This window comes from Caldovatus aquaticus, from assembly GCF_019458025.1.
Lineage (GTDB): Bacteria > Pseudomonadota > Alphaproteobacteria > Acetobacterales > Acetobacteraceae > Caldovatus > Caldovatus aquaticus.
On the sequence record NZ_JAHZUY010000007.1, the window covers coordinates 113,331 to 130,778 of the forward strand.

General features: G+C 77.0%; 15 protein-coding genes and 1 pseudogene. 4 read left to right on the top strand and 12 right to left on the bottom strand.

Features of this window, described 5'->3' with window-relative positions; translation table 11 throughout:
* Positions 1-428 precede the first annotated feature (428 nt).
* From trxA to tsaE, 6 genes are all read right to left on the bottom strand, one after another.
* Complete coding sequence (gene trxA, locus K1J50_RS05300) at positions 429-767, bottom strand: thioredoxin TrxA (protein ID WP_220116401.1); 339 nt, start codon at positions 765-767, stop codon at positions 429-431.
* A gap of 158 nt (positions 768-925) precedes the next feature.
* A complete protein-coding gene (gene addA / locus K1J50_RS05305; RefSeq protein ID WP_220116403.1) occupies positions 926-4,435 on the bottom strand; it encodes a double-strand break repair helicase AddA in 3,510 nt (1,169 codons plus the stop codon).
* Complete coding sequence (gene addB, locus K1J50_RS05310; protein WP_255574945.1) at positions 4,432-7,608, bottom strand: double-strand break repair protein AddB; 3,177 nt, start codon at positions 7,606-7,608, stop codon at positions 4,432-4,434. The genes addA and addB overlap by 4 nt, the downstream gene beginning before the upstream one ends.
* The gene (locus K1J50_RS05315; protein WP_220116463.1) at positions 7,608-8,321 is read right to left on the bottom strand and encodes a nucleotidyltransferase family protein; all 714 of its coding nucleotides are present in this window, start codon (positions 8,319-8,321) and stop codon (positions 7,608-7,610) included. The genes addB and K1J50_RS05315 overlap by 1 nt, the downstream gene beginning before the upstream one ends.
* 17 nt (positions 8,322-8,338) lie before the next feature.
* Positions 8,339-9,346: an aminoglycoside phosphotransferase family protein gene (locus K1J50_RS05320; RefSeq protein WP_220116405.1), complete on the bottom strand. Its 1,008-nt coding sequence runs from the start codon at positions 9,344-9,346 to the stop codon at positions 8,339-8,341.
* On the bottom strand, positions 9,343-9,813 hold the full coding sequence (gene tsaE, locus K1J50_RS05325) for a tRNA (adenosine(37)-N6)-threonylcarbamoyltransferase complex ATPase subunit type 1 TsaE (RefSeq protein WP_220116411.1): 471 nt from the start codon (positions 9,811-9,813) through the stop codon (positions 9,343-9,345). The genes K1J50_RS05320 and tsaE overlap by 4 nt, the downstream gene beginning before the upstream one ends.
* A gap of 203 nt (positions 9,814-10,016) precedes the next feature.
* Here tsaE and K1J50_RS05330 point away from each other — a divergent pair, with 203 nt between their 5' ends.
* Complete coding sequence (locus K1J50_RS05330; protein ID WP_220116465.1) at positions 10,017-11,078, top strand: NAD(P)/FAD-dependent oxidoreductase; 1,062 nt, start codon at positions 10,017-10,019, stop codon at positions 11,076-11,078.
* A 178-nt stretch (positions 11,079-11,256) separates the two neighbouring features.
* On the opposite strand, the gene K1J50_RS05335 is transcribed toward K1J50_RS05330, so the two are convergent.
* The 6 genes from K1J50_RS05335 to modA are packed head-to-tail and all read right to left on the bottom strand — an operon-like array spanning position 11,257 to position 16,162.
* Positions 11,257-12,453 (bottom strand): MFS transporter, encoded by a 1,197-nt coding sequence (locus K1J50_RS05335; protein WP_220116413.1) that lies wholly within the window; start codon positions 12,451-12,453, stop codon positions 11,257-11,259.
* Positions 12,454-12,455: 2 nt separating this feature from the next.
* Positions 12,456-12,665 (bottom strand): hypothetical protein, encoded by a 210-nt coding sequence (locus K1J50_RS05340; protein ID WP_220116415.1) that lies wholly within the window; start codon positions 12,663-12,665, stop codon positions 12,456-12,458.
* Positions 12,662-13,537, bottom strand: a complete 876-nt coding sequence (locus K1J50_RS05345) for a TSUP family transporter (RefSeq protein ID WP_220116417.1) — start codon at positions 13,535-13,537, stop codon at positions 12,662-12,664. The genes K1J50_RS05340 and K1J50_RS05345 overlap by 4 nt, the downstream gene beginning before the upstream one ends.
* Positions 13,534-14,691: an ABC transporter ATP-binding protein gene (locus K1J50_RS05350; protein WP_220116419.1), complete on the bottom strand. Its 1,158-nt coding sequence runs from the start codon at positions 14,689-14,691 to the stop codon at positions 13,534-13,536. Before K1J50_RS05350 ends, K1J50_RS05345 begins: the two co-directional genes overlap by 4 nt.
* A complete protein-coding gene (gene modB / locus K1J50_RS05355; protein ID WP_220116425.1) occupies positions 14,684-15,358 on the bottom strand; it encodes a molybdate ABC transporter permease subunit in 675 nt (224 codons plus the stop codon). Before modB ends, K1J50_RS05350 begins: the two co-directional genes overlap by 8 nt.
* A gap of 9 nt (positions 15,359-15,367) precedes the next feature.
* Positions 15,368-16,162 carry a molybdate ABC transporter substrate-binding protein gene (modA, locus tag K1J50_RS05360; RefSeq protein ID WP_220116427.1) on the bottom strand — a complete coding sequence of 265 codons (795 nt, stop codon included), beginning with the start codon at positions 16,160-16,162 and terminating at the stop codon, positions 15,368-15,370.
* Positions 16,163-16,265: 103 nt separating this feature from the next.
* On the opposite strand from modA, the gene K1J50_RS05365 reads away from it, so the two are divergent.
* The 3 genes and pseudogenes from K1J50_RS05365 to K1J50_RS05375 form a co-directional block, all read left to right on the top strand.
* Positions 16,266-16,646 carry a winged helix-turn-helix domain-containing protein gene (locus K1J50_RS05365; protein ID WP_220116429.1) on the top strand — a complete coding sequence of 127 codons (381 nt, stop codon included), beginning with the start codon at positions 16,266-16,268 and terminating at the stop codon, positions 16,644-16,646.
* 185 nt (positions 16,647-16,831) lie between these two features.
* Entirely contained in the window at positions 16,832-16,996 is a 165-nt protein-coding gene (locus K1J50_RS05370) for a transposase (RefSeq protein ID WP_220116431.1), read from the top strand.
* A gap of 126 nt (positions 16,997-17,122) precedes the next feature.
* Positions 17,123-17,448 (top strand): annotated as a pseudogene (locus K1J50_RS05375) (hypothetical protein); the annotation flags it as partial.

Consider the following 17,448-nt stretch of genomic DNA (forward strand, 5'->3'; position numbering starts at 1 on the left):
TCGGCCTCCGGCATCATGGCGGCGTCTCCGGCCATGAGTCTGGTCCTCCGGCTCTGACCGAATTCCAGGATGACGCGGCCGGCCGATTTGGTCACGGAAAATTTATCAAGAAACGGATTTTTCTCTGGAAGAAATTTTCGTTCAACGGGCTGGGGCAGCGAGTGGGGCGTGGAGTGGGGCGTGGGGCAGGCGGTCGCCTGACTCCTACGCGGCCGGTCTCCGGGGCTGCGGCGATCGAAAACGTCGGGCGGACCGCTCCCTGCGCGGGCCCAGCCGCGCCGATCTCGGCCACGCTCTGGCGCAGCCGGCGCGCGTCCGCGGCGCCGGTCCGGGGCTTCCACGGGCGGATCCGCGGTTGCAGGCATTTGCCTTCCGGCCGAAGGCGTCGCGCCCCGCGGTCACGCCGAGAAGGGAAGACGTCGCCGAGGTCAGGCCGCCTCGCCGAGGGCGCCCGCGATCCAGTCCTTCAGCGCCCCCTTGGGCAGCGCGCCGACCTTGGTGTCCACCGGCTTGCCGTCCTTGAACAGGATCAGCGTGGGAATGCCGCGCACGCCGTACTCGTTCGGCGTCACCGGGTTGTCGTCGATGTTCACCTTGGCGACGGTGAGACGCCCCTGATACTCGCGCGCGATCTCGTCCAGGATCGGTGCGATCATGCGGCAGGGGCCGCACCATTCGGCCCAGAAGTCCACCAGAACCGGGCCGGGGGCCTCCAGCACCTCCTGGCGGAAGCTGTCGTCGGTGACCGGCTTGGTCAGCTCACTCATCGCGCGTCTCCTGGGCGGGCGCCGAGGACTCGGCCGGCCCGCGGGCAGGATGAAAGTCGGCGCGCCGGCACCGCGGGTCAAGCGCCGGCCGCGGCCCGAGCCATCGCCATGCGGAACGTGCATGGCGGCGGAACGGCTGCGCCCGGGCGCCAGCCGGCTCAGACCGGCGCATGGCGGTCGAGCAGCGCGTCCGGCAGCCGCATCAGGCGAGCGCCGTAGGTCCAGACCAGGGCGCACTCCACCGACCGGCCCGGGAAGGCCGCGCGCAGCACGGCGCGATAGGCCGCCATCTGGCGCAGGTAGAGCGCGGGGACATCCTCGATGCGCGCCGGCGGCGGCCGGTTGGTCTTGTAGTCGAGCACCAGCACCCGGCCCGGCGTCACCACCAGCCGGTCCACCTGGCCGGCGATCAGCCGCCCGCCGACGCGGCCGGCGATCGGCGCCTCGGCCAGGCTGCCGGGGCCGAAGGCGACGGCCATCTCGCTCTGGCGCAGCAGGGCGAGCACCTCTTCGAGCGTCTCGCGCTGCTCCTCCGCGCTCAGGCCGTGGCCGGGGCGGGCGAGGAACTTGCGCGCGGCGGCCGCCCGCTCGGCCGGCGGGTGGTCGGGGAGGTGCTGCAGCAGGGCGTGGACGAGCTGGCCGCGGCGGAAGCGCCGGCCGGCGGGGTCGGCCCGGCCGTGCGGGGCGGCGGCCGGCGCCTCGCGCTCGCCGGGCAGGGCCGAGGGGGCGATCGCCGTCTCGGCCGCCTCGGGCGGCGCCGGCCGGTGGGCCCAGCCGGGCAGCGGCGCCGCCGCCGCGGCCTCGGCGGCGAGGGGGCGCCGGCGCTCGAAGGGGGGGACCTCCTGCGGGCAGGCGAGACGGAGCAGGGGATCGTCGGCGAAGCGGCAATCGGCGGGGGCGCCGAAGCGCGCCGGCTCGAAGGGCAGCTCCGCCACGCCGGCGAGCCGGCGGAAGCCGGCGGCGATCAGGTCGTACCAGCAGCCGGCGGGCCGCTTCTTCTTCTGCCAGCCGCAGACCAGCAGCCGGTCCTCGGCGCGGGTCAGGGCGACGTAGAGCAGCCGGTGCTCCTCCTCGGCGCGCTTGCGCTTCTCCGCTTCGAGCAGCGCGGCGTAGGCGGGCGCGTGGTGCTCCTTGCGCGGCGCCCAGAGCGGCAGGCCGTCCGCGGTCCAGCGCACGATGGAGTCGTCGCGGCCGGCGGCGACGGTATCGGGCAGGATGACGACCGGCGCCTCCAGCCCCTTGGCGCCGTGCACGGTCATGATGCGCACGGCGTCGGCGGAGGACTCCGCCTCGCGCTTCACCTCCGCGCCGCCCTGGCGGAGCCAGTGGGCGAATCCCTGGAGGCTCGGCGGATGGGCGCGCTCGTAGGCGAGGGCGGCGTTGAGGAACTCGTCCACCGGGTCGGCCGCGTCGGGGCCGAGGCGGGCGAGGAGCTTGGCGCGGCCGCGGTGCTCGCCGAGCACCTCGGCGAACAGGGCATGCGGCGTGATCAGGTCGGCGCGCGCCATGAGGCGCGCGATCCAGTCCGCGGCCGCGGCGAGGCGCGGCTGCTCCGCCGAGCCGCGATAGGCGCGCAGCGCCTCCCACAGCGAGCCAGGGCGGTTGTGGGCGAGGGCGAAGAGCTCGTCCTCGGTGAGGCCGACCAGCGGGCTCTTGAGCAGCGCGGCGAGCTGGAGGTCGTCCTCCGGCAGCAGCAGCACGTCGGCGAGCGCCAGCAGGTCCTGCACGGCGATCTGCTCGACCAGGGCGATGCGGTCGGGACCGCCGACGGGGACGTTGCGCTCCTTCAGCGCGCGCACGAGGCGCGGGACGAAGCCGCCGGTGCGGCGGCGGACGAGGACGAGGATGTCGCCCGGCCGCATCGGGCGCCCGCGGGCGGGCAGCGGCTCGCCCTCGCGCAGCCAGGCGGCGATGCGGGCGGCGAGGGCCTCGGCGAGCAGCGCCTCGGGGCCGGCGGCGTGGCGCGGCGGCTCGTCCGGCACCTCCCAGGGCGGGGGGTCCTCGACCTCGGCGGCCTCCAGCATCGGCCAGAGCTCGACGGCGCCGGCCTGGCCGACGCGGTCGGGGCGGTGGCGCAGGCGCTCGCCCTCGCCGACCACGCCCGCCCGCGCCTCGCCCTCGGCGAAGACGGCGTCCACCAGCGCGAGCACCGGGGCGGTGGAGCGGAAGGAGACGTTGAGCTGCACCTCGCGCAGCTCCCTGCCGAGGGCGGCGCAGGCGCGGCCGAAATGCGCGCGCCAGGTGGCGAAGCCGGTCGCGTCGGCGCCCTGGAAGCCGTAGATGGACTGCTTCACGTCGCCGACCGCGAAGACGGTGCGCGGGCGGGGCGCCGGCGGATCGGCGGCGTCGCCGTCGCGGCGCCCGGGCGCGCCGGCGAAGGGGCGCGCGCCCTCGCCGGCGAAGAACTCCTCGGTCAGCGCGGCGGCGATGCCCCACTGCGCCGGGTTGGAGTCCTGCGCCTCGTCCAGCAGCACGTGGTCGAGGCCGCCGTCGAGCTTGAACAGCACCCAGGCGCTGCCGGGGTCGCGCAGCACCGCCTCGGCGCGGGCGATCAGGTCGTCGTAGTCGAGCAGGCCGCGGTGGCGCTTGCGCGCCTCGTAGCCCTCGAGGACGGGCTGGGCGAGGCCGAGCAGGGCGGAGGTGGCGGCGAGCAGCCGGCAGGCGCGGCGGCTGGCCTCGACCGCGAGAATGCGCTGCGCCTCGGCCTGCATCGCGGCGACGATCTCGGCGTGGCGCGCGCCGACCTGCCTCGTGCAGAGCGTCGCGCGCGGCGTCCCGTCCTGGGTGAGGAAGATCGCGCACCACTCGTCCCAGCGCGCGGCGCGCTGCTCGCGCGGCAGTTCGAGCCAGGCGAGCATCCGCTCCGCCCGGGCGCGGTCGTTGTCGTTGCGGCTCGCCTGCTTGAGGCGGGCGGCGGCGAGCAGCCCGGCGTCGTTCGCGTCGCAGGCGGCGGCGATCAGCGCCTTCTCGTCGGCGGCCTCGGCGAGCGCCAGGTGCCGCGCCAGGGCGGCGCGCAGTCCGGCGAGGCCCTGCGCGCGGGCGAGCGCCGCGGCGAGCCGCCCGCGTTCGCCGGCCAGTGCCGCGACCAGCCTGGAGAAGTCCTCCGGCGGCACCAGCTCGGCCAGCGCCTGCAGCGCCTCCGCATGGTGGCCGGGCGCGCCGAGCACCGCCTCGCGCGCCTCGGCGAGCAGGGCGCGGGAGTCCGCCTCCTCGGCCACGCCGAATTGCGGCGGCAGGCCGGCCTCCAGCGGGAAGGCGCGCAGCAGCGACTGGCAGAAGGCGTGGATGGTCGAGATGCGCATCCCGCCCGGCAGCTCCAGCACCCGCGCGAACAGCTCGCGCGCATGGCGCAGGCGGCGGGCGTCGGGCGCGGCGCCGGTCAGCGCCGCGAGGTGGCGGGCGAGCGTCCCGTCGTCGGCGACCGCCCACTCGCCGAGCCGCTTGGCGAGGCGCGTCGCCATCTCCGCCGCCGCCGCCTTGGTGAAGGTGAGGCAGAGGATGCGGTTCGGCGGCTGGTCCTGCTCGAGCAGCAGGCGCAGCACGCGGTCGGTCAGCACCTTGGTCTTGCCCGAGCCGGCGGAGGCGCCGACCCAGGCGGAGACGGCGGGATCGGAGGCGAGGGCCTGGGCGATCTCCGCCTGCTGGCGGGGGCTGATGTCGGCGGTCATGGCGCGCCGCCGCTTCCCTCGGCGCCCGCGTCCTCGGCGCCGGCCCATTCGGCGACGCGGGCGAGGTGGTCGTAGTCGCCGGAGCGCGACGGGCGCCCGGGATGCGGGTGCGAGGGAAAGGCGGTGTCCCCGCGCAGCAGGAAGCGCTCGGCGAGGGCGGCGGCGGCGGCGAGGCTGCGCTCGGCGAGTTCCTCCACCTCTGCCGCGCCGGCGCGCACGCCCTGCACCTCGCCGGCATCCGGCCCGCCGGAGACGCGCCAGTATTCGAGCCGCTCCACCGGCCGCGGCGGCAGGCCGCGGAAGGCGCCCCGCAGCGCCATCGCCGCCTCGAGCGGGAGCTGCGGCTGCGAGCCGTCCTCGACGGCGGCGGCCTTCGGCAGCTTGCCGGTCTTGTAGTCCACGACGACGAGGCGGCCGTCGGCCTGCTCGTCAATGCGGTCGGCGCGGGCGATCAGGGTCACCGCGCGGTCGCCGCGGCGGGCGAGGATGATGCGCCCCTCGGCCTCGACCAGGCTGCGGCGGATGGCGTTGGCGGCGCGGCGCGGCGCCTCCTGCGCCACCACGAAGTCGCCGATGCGGGCGAGGCGCGGGCGCCAGAAGGCGGCGAGGGAGGGCGGCGCGCCGGCCTGCGCCAGCGCCGCCTCCGCTGCCTCCGCGAACCACTGCCGCGCGGTCGCCTCGCCGGGCCAGGCGCGGGCGTCGTCGAGACGATGGATGAAGTGCGCCAGCGCGGCGTGGACCAGCGTGCCGTACTCGGCGCGCCCGACGTCGGCCTCCAGCGCGTCGAGCGGGAACAGCTTCAGCACGCGCCTGGCGTAGATCGCGTAGGGGTCGGCGAGCAGCGTCGCGACGTCCGACAGCGGGAGCTCCGTCGGCCGCGCGGCGAGCGGCGGCCTCGGCGCCGGCCGCTCGCAGGGCGCGACCCGCGCCGGCTGGTCGAGCTGCGCCGCCCAGGCGGCGGCCGGCGAGGCGGGGAGCGCAAGCCCGCCCTGGCCGGCGAGGAAGGTCTCGATGCGGGTGAGCCAGCGCGCCGGCACGGTCGGGCTGCCGCCGCGCTTGGCGGCGCGGGTCAGCACGGCGGTCGGCGCGGCGCAGGCGGTGAGGAGGAAGTCGGCGCAGACGCGGCCGATGCGGGCCTCCGGCTCCGGCAGGCCGAACGCCTTGCGCATCGGCCGGCTCATCCAGGGGCCGGGGTCGGTGGCGAGCGGCCAGACGCTCTCGTCGAGCGCGCCGAGCACGACGCGGTCGAAGGAGAGGAGGCGGGCCTCGAGCAGGCCGAGGATCTCGACGCGCGGATGCGGGCCGCCGTCGCGCCCCTTGCTGGCGCGCACGGACCGCGCGGCGACGCCGGCGAGCGCGGCGTCGAAGAGGGCGGGATAGGCGGAGGGCGCGATCGGCGGCAGCTCGGCGAAGGCCGGGGCGAGGGCGGCGAGGTGGCAGGCGAGCGGCTCGCCCTCCTCGCCGGCGTAGAGGCGCAGGCCGCCCGGTTCGGTCTCGGTCGCCGCCAGCGCCTCGGCGGCGGCGAGGTGGGCGGCGAGGAGGTCGCCGGGCGGGCGCGCCGGCGCGTCCTCGAGCGCGGTGAAGCCGCCGAGGGCGCGGGCGAGGGCCTCGAGCAGGGCGTTGGCCTGGGCCAGGGCCTCGGCGTCGCGCTCGCCGCGGAGGACGGCGGAGGTGGCGTCGCGCAGGCCCTCGACCCCCGGCGCCGGGCGCGGGCCGCGCAGGACGCGGCGCTCCAGGAGCCGCGCCGCGGCGAGCCAGGCGCCGCGCTCCATCCCGCCGGCGCAGAGCGGATGCTTGAGCACGGAGAGCAGCGGCACCGGCGCGAAGCGCTCCGCGACCATGCGCGCGACCAGGCGGAGGAAGGCGCCGGCGGGGGTCTCGGCCAGCGGCTCGCCGGCGGAATCGTCGGCGACGATGCCGTGGCGGGCGAGCTCGGCGGAGACGCGGCGGGCGAGGTCGCGGTCCGGCGTGACCAGGGCGGCGCGGGCGCGGGGGTCCTCCAGCGCCTCGCGCAGCAGCAGGGCGATCGCCACCGCCTCCTGCTGCGCGTCCGGGGCGGCGAGCAGCGAGAGGCCGTCGAGACCGGGGCGCCAGTGCTCCGGCTCGCGCCTGGTCCAGGCGCTCATGCCCTCGGGCGGGCGCAGCGCCATGCCGAGCAGTTCCGGGCGCCGCTCGGGCGCGGCGCGGCGGGTGACGCGTTCGCAGCCGGGCCAGGTGCGGATGCGGTCCTGCTCCGCGCCGATCGCCTCGAGCAGCCGCGCCTGGGAACAGAAGGGGTGGGTGGGAGCGTTCTTGATCGCGTCCCACACCTCGCCCCGGGTGCGCCGGTCCACGCCGTGCAGCACCACCGCGCCGCGCGGCAGCTGCGCCACCACCTCGAGCAGCGCCGCCGCCGCAGGGATGGTGCCGCCGACGCCGATGCCGGCGGCGATGACCCAGTGCTCCGGCGGGTCGCGCTCCCACGCCTCGGCCTGGGCCTGCAGCGCCTTGACGCGGCGGACGCCGACATCGAGCAGGCCCTGCTCGCGCAGCCAGCCGTTCCACTGCGCGACGACGCCGCGCAGGAAGGTCAGGGTGATCTGCCAGTGGCGCGCATGCTCCTCCGGCACGAGCCTGGCGAGCCGGTCGAGCCAGCGGTCGGCGAACAGCTCCGGCGAGACGGTGGCGAGCATGCCGAGGTCGCGCTCCTCCAGCGCGATCTCGTCGAGCAGGGTGGCGAGCGCGCCGGCGAGGCCCCAGGCCTGTTCCGGCGTCGCCGGGCCGCCGTGGCGCTGCGGCAGGCGCATCACGAATCCGGTCAGCACCGACTGGCGCCGCAGCGGCTCCACCGCCGGCGGCAGGTCGAGCAGGACGGGGAGCGCCAGCTCGTCCGCGTCCTCCGTGGAGAGGCCGGCGAGGGCGCGCATGCGCGGCAGCAGCATCGCCCGGTCCGCATCCTCCGGCCGGCCGGGGCCGCCCGCGCCGCGCGCGGGCTGCGTCACGGCGAGGCGCAGGAACGCCTCGCGCAGGGCGCGGGCGGAGCGGCGGGTGGGGAGCAGGATGGTGGCGCGCGCCAGCGCCCCCGGCTCCTCGTCCTCGTGCAGCCGCAGCACGCCCGCGGCGAGGCAGTCGAGAAAGGGGAGATGCGCCGGGATGTCGTAGAGGCGCATCGTCGCGTCCGCGCGCGGCGCCATCAGAACGCCTTCCGCTCGAAGCCGGTGCGCAGCGCCTCCTCTGCCTGCGCGAGGTCGCGCGGGCGGGAGAGGTGGAACCACACGCCGTCGTGCACCAGGCCGTACAGCCGGCCGGCGGCGAGCGCCTTGTCGTAGACGAGGTTCAGGCTGAAGGGCTCGTCCGCCGGCGTGTTCCGGAACAGGCCGGGCGAGAGGATCTGCACGCCGCCGAAGAGATAGGGCGCGACTTCGCGCTCGCGCGGCCGGCGCAGCTTGCCGAAGGGATCCATCAGGAAGTCGCCCCGGCCGACCTCGCCCTCGACCTGGGTCGTGCGCACCAGGAGCAGCAGCGCGTCCATCGCCGCCGGGTCGAAGGCGGCGGCGAGGCGCCGCAGCGCCGACGTCGGCCCGTCGAGCCAGAAGGCGTCGCCGTTGACCACGGCGAAGGGCCCGCCGCCGAGATGCGGCAGGGCGCGCCGCACCCCGCCGCCGGTCTCGAGCGGCCGCTCGTCCTCGCGCTGGAGCAGGATGCAGGGATCGCCGCGGGCGGCGAGGGCGGCGGCGATCTGGTCGGCGAACCAGTGGGCGTTAACGACGACGCGCTCCACCCCGGCCGCCTCCAGCCGGTCGAGCGCGTGGTCGAGCAGGCTGCGGCCGCCGAGCGGCAGCAGCGGCTTGGGTCGCCCCTCGGTCAGCGGGCGCATCCGCGTCCCGAGGCCGGCGGCGAGCACCATCCCGTGCGTCAGCGCGATCACGCGGCGGCCTCCAGGCAGGCGGGGTTGCCGCGCAGCGCCGGCGGCACATGCGCCTCGAGGAAGGCGGCGAGCGGCGCCGTCGCCGGATGCCGCAGCGCGCGCTCGAGCAGCGCCCAGGTGCGCGGTGCATGGACCAGGTAGCGCGGCTTCGCGTCGCGCCGCGCGAGCCGCACCCAGAGCGCGGCGACGCGCAGGTGCCGCTGCGCGGCGCAGGCGGCCATGGCGGCCTCGAACGCCTCGCTGTCCAGCGCCGGCCCGCGCAGGGCGAGGTAGCGCGCGACCGCCGCCTGCCGCGCCGCCTCCGGCACGTCGCGCCGCGCGTCCTCGACCAGCGAGACGAGATCGTAGGCGGGATGCCCGCGCGCCGCGTCCTGGAAGTCGAGGATGCCGGTGCGGCGCGGGCCGTCGCGGTCGGGCAGGCGCATCAGGTTGGCGGCGAAGAAGTCGCGGTGGACGAAGCCGCCGGCGCCGTCGAAGGGCGCGAGCATGGCGCGCAGCGCGGCGTCGAAGGCGGCGCGCACCTCCGCCGCGGGCGGCGCGCCGAAGACGGCGGGCCACCACCAGTCGAGGAAGGTGGCGGCGGCGAGGCGGGCCATGCCCGCCGCATCCCACGCCGGCAGGTCCGGCGGGGGCGGCGCCGCGTGCAGGGCGGCGAGCGCCTCCGCGGCCTCGGTGTAGAGCGCGACCGGATCGGCGGCGCCGGCATCGAGCAGCGCCGCGTGGGTGGCGTCGCCGAAATCCTCGAGCAGGAGGAAGCCCACCGCCTCGTCCGCCGCGATCACCGCCGGCGCGGAGAGGCCGAGGCCGGCGATATGGCGGCCGACGCTGAGGAACGGCCTGACGTCCTCGGGCGGCGGCGCGTCCATCAGCAGCGCCGGCACCGGGCCGCCGCGCAGGCGGACATAGCGCCGGAAGCTGGCATCGGCGGGCAGGGGCTCGCGCCGCGCCGCGCCGAAGCCGTGCGCGGCGAGGAAGGCGGCGGCGGCGTCCTCCCGCCCGCTCATGACGCAAGCACCCGCCGCAGCCGCTCCGCCGGCCAGCCGGAGAGGGTCGCCACGCGCTCCTCCTCGCCCGCGCCCGGGGCGAGGGCGACGCGCAGCGCGCCCTCCGGCGCGAGCGGGCCGAGCCGGTCCGGCCATTCGACCAGCACGATCCCCTGCCGCGCCTCCTCCCAGCCGAGCTCGGCCAGCTCCTCCGGCCCGCGCAGGCGGTAGAGGTCGAAATGCCAGATGGTCCCGGCCCCTTGCGGAAGGTCGTAGTGCTGCACCAGGGTGAAGCTCGGGCTCGGGACCTCGAGCGCCGGATCGCCGGTGGCGGCGCGCAGCAGGGCGCGGGCGAACTCGCTCTTGCCGGCGCCGAGGGGGCCCTCCAGCAGTACCGCATCGCCCGGGCGCAGCGCCGGTGCGAGCCGCGCCGCCAGCGCGCGGGTCGCCGCCAGGTCGGAAAGATGCACCGTGAACCGGTCTCCCATCGCTCGCGTCACCCGGGCGGGTCCCTTCGCAACCAGAGCGCGCATCCCGGTCCGGAGATCGGACCCGCCGGTTGCCGACTCGGCGGCGGCGCGGTCCCGTCCGGAGTGTGCCTTCCGCCCGGGCCGTTCCTCAAGGCATGCGTTCCGGCTTTGATCCCCCTTGCGGGTCGTCTATCAGGCCGGGCGGAAAAAGGGGAGTGACCATGCCCGCAACGGTCGAGACCGATGTCGCCATCATCGGCGCCGGGCCGGTCGGCCTGTTCGCCGTCTTCGAATGCGGCATGCTGCGCATGCGCTGCGCCGTGGTGGACGCGCTCGACGCGATCGGCGGGCAGTGCACCGCGCTCTACCCGGAGAAGCCGATCTTCGACATCCCGGCGCACCCGCAGATCGGCGCCGCGGAGCTGATCGAGCGGCTGGAGCGCCAGGCCGCCCCCTTCACGCCGATCTACCTGCTCGGGCGGCGCGTGGAGAGCCTGCGCGCGGAGGGCGGCGGCTTCGTGCTCGGCACCACGGCGGGCGACGCGATCCGCTGCAAGGCGGTGGTGATCGCGGCCGGCGCCGGCGCCTTCGGGCCGAACCGGCCGCCGCTCGCCGGGCTCGAGGAGTTCGAGGCGAGCGGCGCGGTGCGCTACCTGGTCACGCGGCGCGAGGACTTCCGCGGCAAGCGCGTGGTGATCGCGGGCGGCGGCGATTCGGCGGTGGACTGGGCGCTGTCGCTCAAGCAGGTCGCGGCGCGGGTGACGGTGGTGCACCGCCGGCCCAAGTTCCGCGCCGCGCCGGAGAGCGCGGCGCAGCTCGAGGCGGCGGCGGCGCGGGGCGAGCTCGATCTCGCCATTCCCTACCAGCTGCAGGCGCTGGAAGGCGAGAGGGGACGGCTTTCCTTCGTTGTGCTGGCGACGCTGAAGGGCGAGACGAAGCGGGTGGAGGCCGATCACCTTCTGGCCTTCTTCGGCCTCTCCATGGACCTCGGGCCGATCGCCCGCTGGGGCCTCGCGCTCGAGCGCCATCACGTCCGGGTGGACCCGGCGACCTGCGAGACGAGCCTGCCGGGCGTGTACGCGATCGGCGACGTCGCGACCTATCCGGGCAAGCTCAAGCTGATCCTGCAGGGCTTCTCCGAGGCGGCGATGGCCGCGCACGCCATGTACCCCCGGGTCTTCCCGGGCCAGGCGCTGCACTTCGAGTACTCGACGTCGAAGGGCGTGCCCCTGGCGAGCGCGCCGGGCGGGCAGGCAGGCATGGCGGCGCCGGCAGGGAATTAGGGCCGGGCGCGGACGGGCGACGCGGCCGGGAGCGGGACTCGGCGCTCCGGACGCGCGGTCGCGCGGCGCCCCCGCCCGCCGCTCTTCGCCGCTTCGCGAGAACGGCCCAGGGGCGGGCCCCGCCGCATCCGGAACCGGGGGCGGCGGGAGGGGCCGGGCGCCGCGCCCGCGGGGACGCTCAGCGGTGGCGCGCCCCCGCCAGCCCGAAGCGGCCCTGCAGCCGCAGGAGGCCCAGCAGGGCCGCCGCCGCGAAGGCCGCGCCGGCCAGGAAGGTGGCCCGCGGCCCCGCCGCGTCCCACAGCGCGCCGGCGAGGACGCTGGCCGCCAGCAGCGCCGCGCCGCCGACCAGGTTGAACAGGCCGAAGGCGGTGCCGCGCAGCTCTGCCGGCGCGGCATCGGCGACCAGCGTCGCGAGCAGCCCCTGGGTCAGCCCCATGTGCAGCCCCCACAGCGCCACGCCGAGCGCGATGCCGGCGAGCCCGCCCGCCGCGGCGAGGATCAGGTCGGCGGCGATCAGCACGCCGAGGCCGAGCGCGAGCAGCCGGCCGCGGTCCATGCGGTCCGCGAGCACGCCGGCCGGATAGGCCGAGAGCGCATAGACCGCGTTCATCAGCACGAGCACCGCCGGCACCAGCGCGAGGGCGAGGCCGGCCTCCTGCGCGCGCAGGATCAAAAAGGCCTCGCTGAACCGCGCCAGCGTGAACACGGCCGAGACCGCGAGCACCCACCAGTAGGCGGCCGGCAGCCGGGCGAGCTCGGCGCGCGAGAGCGGCGCACGCACCTCGCGCAGCCCCGCCGGCCGCGCGGGCTCGGGCACCGCCAGCACGATCAGCGCGAAGGCGGCGAAGGCCGGCAGCACCGCGGCCCAGAAGACCAGGGTGAAGTCGTCCCCCGTCGCCCACATCAGGCCGATGGCGAGCAGCGGCCCGAGGAAGGCGCCGACGGTGTCGAGCGACTGGCGCAGGCCGAAGGCGGCGCCGCGCAGCGCGGGCGGCGTCAGGTCGGCCACCAGCGCGTCGCGCGGCGCGCCGCGGATGCCCTTGCCCACGCGGTCCACGAACCGCGCCGCGACCAGCCAGCCGACCGTCCCGGCCAGCGGGAAGACCGGCTTGGTGAGCGCGGCCATGCCGTAGCCGGCGGCGGCGAGCAGCTTGCGCTTGCCCAGCCGGTCCGACAGCGCGCCGGAGAAGACCTTGGTGACCGCCGCCGTCGCCTCGGCGATGCCCTCGATCACGCCGACCGCCAGCGTCGAGGTGCCGAGCGCGACGACGAGGTAGACGGGCAGCAGCGCATGGATCATCTCCGAGGAGACGTCCATCAGCAGCGACACGAAGCCGAGCGCCCAGACGCCGCGCGGGATCCGGCCCGGGGGCATGGTCAACCGCGCTCCCCGTCGTGGCCGAAGCGCACGCCCCGCATCGCCTCCGGCATGACGGGGCCTGGGCCGCACAGCGGCAACGCCGCGCCGGCGAGGCTTCCCGCGCGCGCCTTCGGCACGGTCGCTTCGGCGGGCGGCCGCCTCGCCTGCCCGCCGGATTTGCCTGGGAAGAGGCGCCGCAGGGTCGCGCGGGTGGTGATCGTCGTCATCGCCGTGTCCCCTCGGGACGGTTCGGGCACTGCGCCGGGAGGTGGCCGGCCCCCCGCGCGGCGCGCGCCGCCGCCTTGGCCGCGCCCTTGCGCCAGAGCTTGACCGAGGAGGCGAGCAGGATCGCGCCGAGGACCAGCTTGAGCGCCGCGCTCGGCACGAAGGGCAGCAGCGCCGCGCCCGCGAAGGCGCCGGCCACCGAGCCCGCCGCCATCGGCGCGCCGATCCGGAGCACGGCCGCGCGGTCGCGATAGCCGCCGGCGCGGGCGTGGCGGAGCACGCCGACGGCCACCGCGGGCAGGCTGATGATCAGGCTGGCGGTGCCGGCGGTGCGGATGTCCACCCCGAAGCCGAAGATCAGCGTCGGGATGATCAGTTCGCCGCCCGCCACGCCGAGCAGCGAGGAGACGAGGCCGATGCCAGCCCCCGCCACGGCGCCGGCGGGCGCGCGCCACCATCCGCCCGGTTCCGCGCCGGGAGGCAGCGCGTCGCCCGCCGCCGCCTCGGCCAGCAGCAGCGCGCCGATGGCGGCGAGCAGCGCGGCGATGATGCGGGTCAGCCGCAGCGCGTCGAGGCGCGCGAGCAGGCCCGCGCCGAACCAGGCCGCCGTCAGGGCGGCGAGCAGGAGCGCCAGGATCTCCGGCCAGTGCCCCGCGAGCGCCGGGAAGGACGCGAAGCCGAAGCGCGCGACGGCCGAGGCGGCCAGCGTCGCGAGGCTCATCAGCAGGTTCAGCCGCACCGCCTGGTGCGCCGCCAGGGCGAAGAGGCCGAGCAGGACCGGCAGGCGGAACTCCGCCCCGCCGAGGCCGATCAGGCCGCCCAGCGTGCCGATCGCGGCGCCCCAGCCGAGCGCCGGGAGGGGCGAGGCCCTCACCGCGAGGCCCGGCGCGCCATGGCGTGGATCCCCTCCCGGAGCAGGGAGACGGTGCAGGCCTCGCCCGGCGCGAGGCCGTTGCGCCGGGCGGCGTGCAGCGGCAGCGAGAAGGCGAGCGTCCCGCCCTCCGGGTCGCCGACGTCGAGCGTGACCTCGGCCTTCTCGCCCATCGCCAGCAGGTCGCGGACGCGGCCGGGGACCGGGTTCTCCCGCTCGCCGAGCGAGGGCCGCCCGCGCCGGTGCAGGACGATGGCGGAGGGCGGCACCATCCAGTCCACGGTCTCGCCCGCGGCGAAGGCCGGGGCGTAGGCCGCCTCCAGCACCCGCCCGCCCCAGCGGAGGAAGGTGACGCCGGCGGCCGCGTCGTGGCGCTCGATGGTGCCGCGGAACAGGTTGCGCAGGTCGAGCAGCCGCGCGACCTCGGCGGAGGCGGGCCGCGCCAGCATCTCCGCCGGCGCCGCGGTCTGCAGCCCGCGCCCGCGGTGCATCAGGCACATGCGGTCGGCGAGCGCGAGCGCCTCGTCGAGGTCGTGGGTCACCAGCAGGATGGGGATGGAGAGGCTGCGCCGGAGCGCGGCGAGCTCGGACTGCAAACGGCGCCGGGTGGCGCGGTCCACGGCCGAGAAGGGCTCGTCCAGCAGCAGCACCGCGGGATCGCGCGCGAGCGCGCGGGCCACGGCGACGCGCTGCTGCTGGCCGCCGGAGAGCTCGGCGGGGCGGCGCTCCTCGAGGCCGGCGAGGTGCACGAGAGCGAGCAGCGCGCGGGCGCGGGACTCCCGCTCGCGCCGCGGGCGGTGGCCCATCGCCGCGACGAGATTGCCGAGGGCGGTCATGTGCGGGAACAGCGCGTAGTCCTGGAAGACCAGGCCGGCGGCGCGGCGATGCGCGGGCAGGTCGGTCCCCGCGGCGCTGTCGAACCAGACCGCCGCCCCGACGCGGACGGTGCCGCGGGCGGCGCGGTGCAGCCCGGCCACGCAGCGCAGCGCGGTGGACTTGCCCGCGCCGGACGGGCCGACAAGCGCGAGCAGCTCGCCCGGCGCGCAGGCGAAGGCGAGGTCGAGCGGAATCGGCCCCTCGGCGCCGAGGCGCACCTCGAGCCCCGCCGCCCGCGCCGCGGCCGCCCGCTCCGTCACGCCCGCCGCCCCCTCAGGCATCGCGCGTCCGGCGGCCGACGCGGCGCGAGAGGGTGTTGGCGAGGCCGAGCGCGGCGACGGAGACCGCGAGGAGCGCGGCCGACATGATCCCGGCGCCACGCTCGTCGAAGGCCTGTACCCGGTCGTAGATGGCGATGGCGATCGTCTGCGTCTCCCCCGGGATCGCGCCGCCGACCATCAGGACCACGCCGAACTCGCCGAGCGTGTGGGCGAAGGTGAGCACGGCCGCGGTGGCGATGCCCGGCCAGGCGAGCGGCAGCTCGACGGCGAGCAGCACCCGCCAGGGCGGCATGCCGGAGACCGCCCCGGCCTCGCGCACCCGCGGCGGCACGGCGGCGAAGGCATTCTGCACCGGCTGCACCGCGAAGGGCAGGTTGACGATCACGCTCGCCAGCAGCAGCCCCTCGAAGGAGAAGGCGAGCCCGTGCCCGAACAGCCGCTCCCAGGCCCGGCCGAGCGGCGAGGGCGCGCCGAAGGCGGTGAGCAGGTAGAAGCCGACGACGGTCGGCGGCAGCACCAGCGGCAGCGCCACCGCCGCCTCGACGAAGCCGCGGCCGGGAAAGCGGCGATAGGCCAGCACCCGGCCGAGCCAGACGGCGAGCGGCAGCAGCAGCGCGAGCGTCCAGAGGGCGAGCGCGACCGAGAGGCGGAAGGCGATCCAGTCCATCGCGACACCCTACTCGCCGGGGAGGACGAAGCCGTAGCGATGCATGATCGCGCGCGCCGCCGGCTCCTGCATATAGGTGTAGAAGCGTTCGGCGACCGGCCCGGCCCGGCGGGTCAGCGCCATGCGCTGGCGGAGCGGCTCGTGCAGCGCATCGGGCAGCAGGCGGAAGGCGCCGCGGCCGCGCATCGTCGGGGCGAGGACGAGGGAATAGGCGGCGATGCCGCCCTGGCTGCCGCCGGCGATGGCGAATTGCGTGGCCTGGGCGACGTTCTCGCCGAGCACCAGGTGCGGCTGCAGCCGCTCCCACAGCCCCGCCGCCCGCAGCGCCTGCTCGGCGGCGCGGCCATAGGGCGCGTGCTCGGGGTTGGCGATGGCGAAGCGGCGGATCCGGCCGGCCTCCAGCGCCGCGCGGAGGCCGTCGAGCCCGTCCTCGGCGCGGATCGGCGAGCCGGGCGGGACGAACAGCACGATCCGGCCGATCGCGTAGAGCGCGCCCGCATCGCGGGTGTGGCCGCCCGCGGCGAGGCGGAGGACGAAGGCCTCGTCGGCGGAGAGGAACAGCTCCACCGGACTGCCCTGCTCGATCTGGCGGGCGATGTTGCCGGAGGAGCCGAAGGACAGGCGCACCTCCTGCCCGGCCTCGGCGCGGAAGCGGGCGGCGATCTCGCCGAGGGCGAACTGCAGGTCCGCGGCGCCGGCGATCAGGGGCGGCGGCGCCTGCGCCCCCGCGCCGCCGGCCAGACCGCCCGGCAGCAGCCCGATGCCGGCGGCCACGGCGCGGCGGGAGAGGCGGGCGGCGGGCATGGCGGGGCGCTCCTTCGCTATCTTTTGCTGTAGATATCGGTGGGCGCGCCCGGCGGCAATCGCCTTCCCTGGCGGGGCGGTCGCGGCATGATGGCGTGCCGCCATGCCTCGCAAGCGCTCCCCCTCGTCCTCCGCCTCCGGCCGCCGCGCCATCACCCTCCGGCTGACGCTCAGCGACCGGGTCGAGTTCGGTCCGGGCAAGGCCGACCTGCTGGAAGCGATCCGCGACACCGGCTCGATCGCCGCGGCGGGGCGGCGCATGGGGATGTCGTACCAGCGGGCGCACGATCTGGTCTCCGCGCTGAACGCGGATTTCCAGGCGCCGCTGGTGGAGGCGGCCGCCGGCGGGACGCGCGGCGGCGGGGCGCGGCTGAGCGCGCTCGGCGAGGAAGTTCTGGCCGCCTATCGCGCGGTGGAGCGGGACGCTGCCGCCGCCGTGGCGGAGCGGCTGGCGTGGCTGCGGGGCAGGCTGCGGGGCGGGTGACCGTGCGCGGCGCCGCACTGCCTCCGTCTCGGCGGCGTCGGCGCGGCCGTTGCGGCATGCGGGGCCGGATCCGGGGTCCGGCATGCCTGGCGGGCGGCGATCGCGCGCTCCGCCCCAGGGTCTGCGCCCAATTGGCGTGGGTGCGGTGCGATGATTCGCCCTGCCCAACGGCGGGGGGATGGACCGTGTCGCGCCTGTTCGGGCTGAGCGACGTGCCGTGGGCGGCGAGCGAGCCGCATCCGGCGATGGTCCACACCGGGCCGCGGCGCGTGGACGACCGGCGGGGGATCGGCGGCATCGTGCACCGTTTCCGCGAAGGCTGCCGCTGGCGTGCCCTGCCGCCGGAATAGGGGCCATACGCCACCGTCTTCAACCGTTGGAACCGCTGGAGCCAACGCGGGCTCTGGCAGCGCATCCTCGCCGCCCTCGTCGCCTGCGCCGACCCGCCGCGGGGCGCGCCGATCGGCAGTGCCGCGGTGAAGGCGCACCGCTCGGCGGCCGGCGCGAAAGGGGGGGAAGGCGATGCCAGCCACCAGGCGATCGGCCGCTCGCGCGGTGGGCGCCCCGCCAGGGGCCACGCGCTCTGCGACGAGCAAGGCCGCCCGCACGCGATCCTGCCGACCGGCGGCAACGGCGCCGCCGTCACCGCCGCCGCCACGCCGGTCTCGGCTGTCGCCCCGCCCCGCGAACTCGTCGCCGACAAGGGCTGCGACGCCAACCGCCGGCGCCGCCGCGGCCATCCCCGGCACCTCGTCGCGCAAGGTTGCCTTCCCGCGCGACGCCGAACGCTACAGGCCCCGCA

Bases quoted from the DNA above. Each gene is read 5' to 3' on its own strand.
- modB (WP_220116425.1), bottom strand. From the start codon at position 15,358: ATGGACTGGATCGCCTTCCGCCTCTCGGTCGCGCTCGCCCTCTGGACG.
- modA (WP_220116427.1), bottom strand. From the start codon at position 16,162: ATGCCCGCCGCCCGCCTCTCCCGCCGCGCCGTGGCCGCCGGCATCGGG.
- tsaE (WP_220116411.1), bottom strand. From the start codon at position 9,813: ATGGGAGACCGGTTCACGGTGCATCTTTCCGACCTGGCGGCGACCCGC.
- K1J50_RS05315 (WP_220116463.1), bottom strand. From the start codon at position 8,321: ATGGTGCTCGCCGCCGGCCTCGGGACGCGGATGCGCCCGCTGACCGAG.
- addB (WP_255574945.1), bottom strand. From the start codon at position 7,608: ATGGCGCCGCGCGCGGACGCGACGATGCGCCTCTACGACATCCCGGCG.
- K1J50_RS05365 (WP_220116429.1), top strand. From the start codon at position 16,266: ATGCCTCGCAAGCGCTCCCCCTCGTCCTCCGCCTCCGGCCGCCGCGCC.
- trxA (WP_220116401.1), bottom strand. From the start codon at position 767: ATGAGTGAGCTGACCAAGCCGGTCACCGACGACAGCTTCCGCCAGGAG.
- K1J50_RS05330 (WP_220116465.1), top strand. From the start codon at position 10,017: ATGCCCGCAACGGTCGAGACCGATGTCGCCATCATCGGCGCCGGGCCG.
- K1J50_RS05320 (WP_220116405.1), bottom strand. From the start codon at position 9,346: ATGAGCGGGCGGGAGGACGCCGCCGCCGCCTTCCTCGCCGCGCACGGC.
- addA (WP_220116403.1), bottom strand. From the start codon at position 4,435: ATGACCGCCGACATCAGCCCCCGCCAGCAGGCGGAGATCGCCCAGGCC.
- K1J50_RS05335 (WP_220116413.1), bottom strand. From the start codon at position 12,453: ATGCCCCCGGGCCGGATCCCGCGCGGCGTCTGGGCGCTCGGCTTCGTG.
- K1J50_RS05340 (WP_220116415.1), bottom strand. From the start codon at position 12,665: ATGACGACGATCACCACCCGCGCGACCCTGCGGCGCCTCTTCCCAGGC.
- K1J50_RS05350 (WP_220116419.1), bottom strand. From the start codon at position 14,691: ATGCCTGAGGGGGCGGCGGGCGTGACGGAGCGGGCGGCCGCGGCGCGG.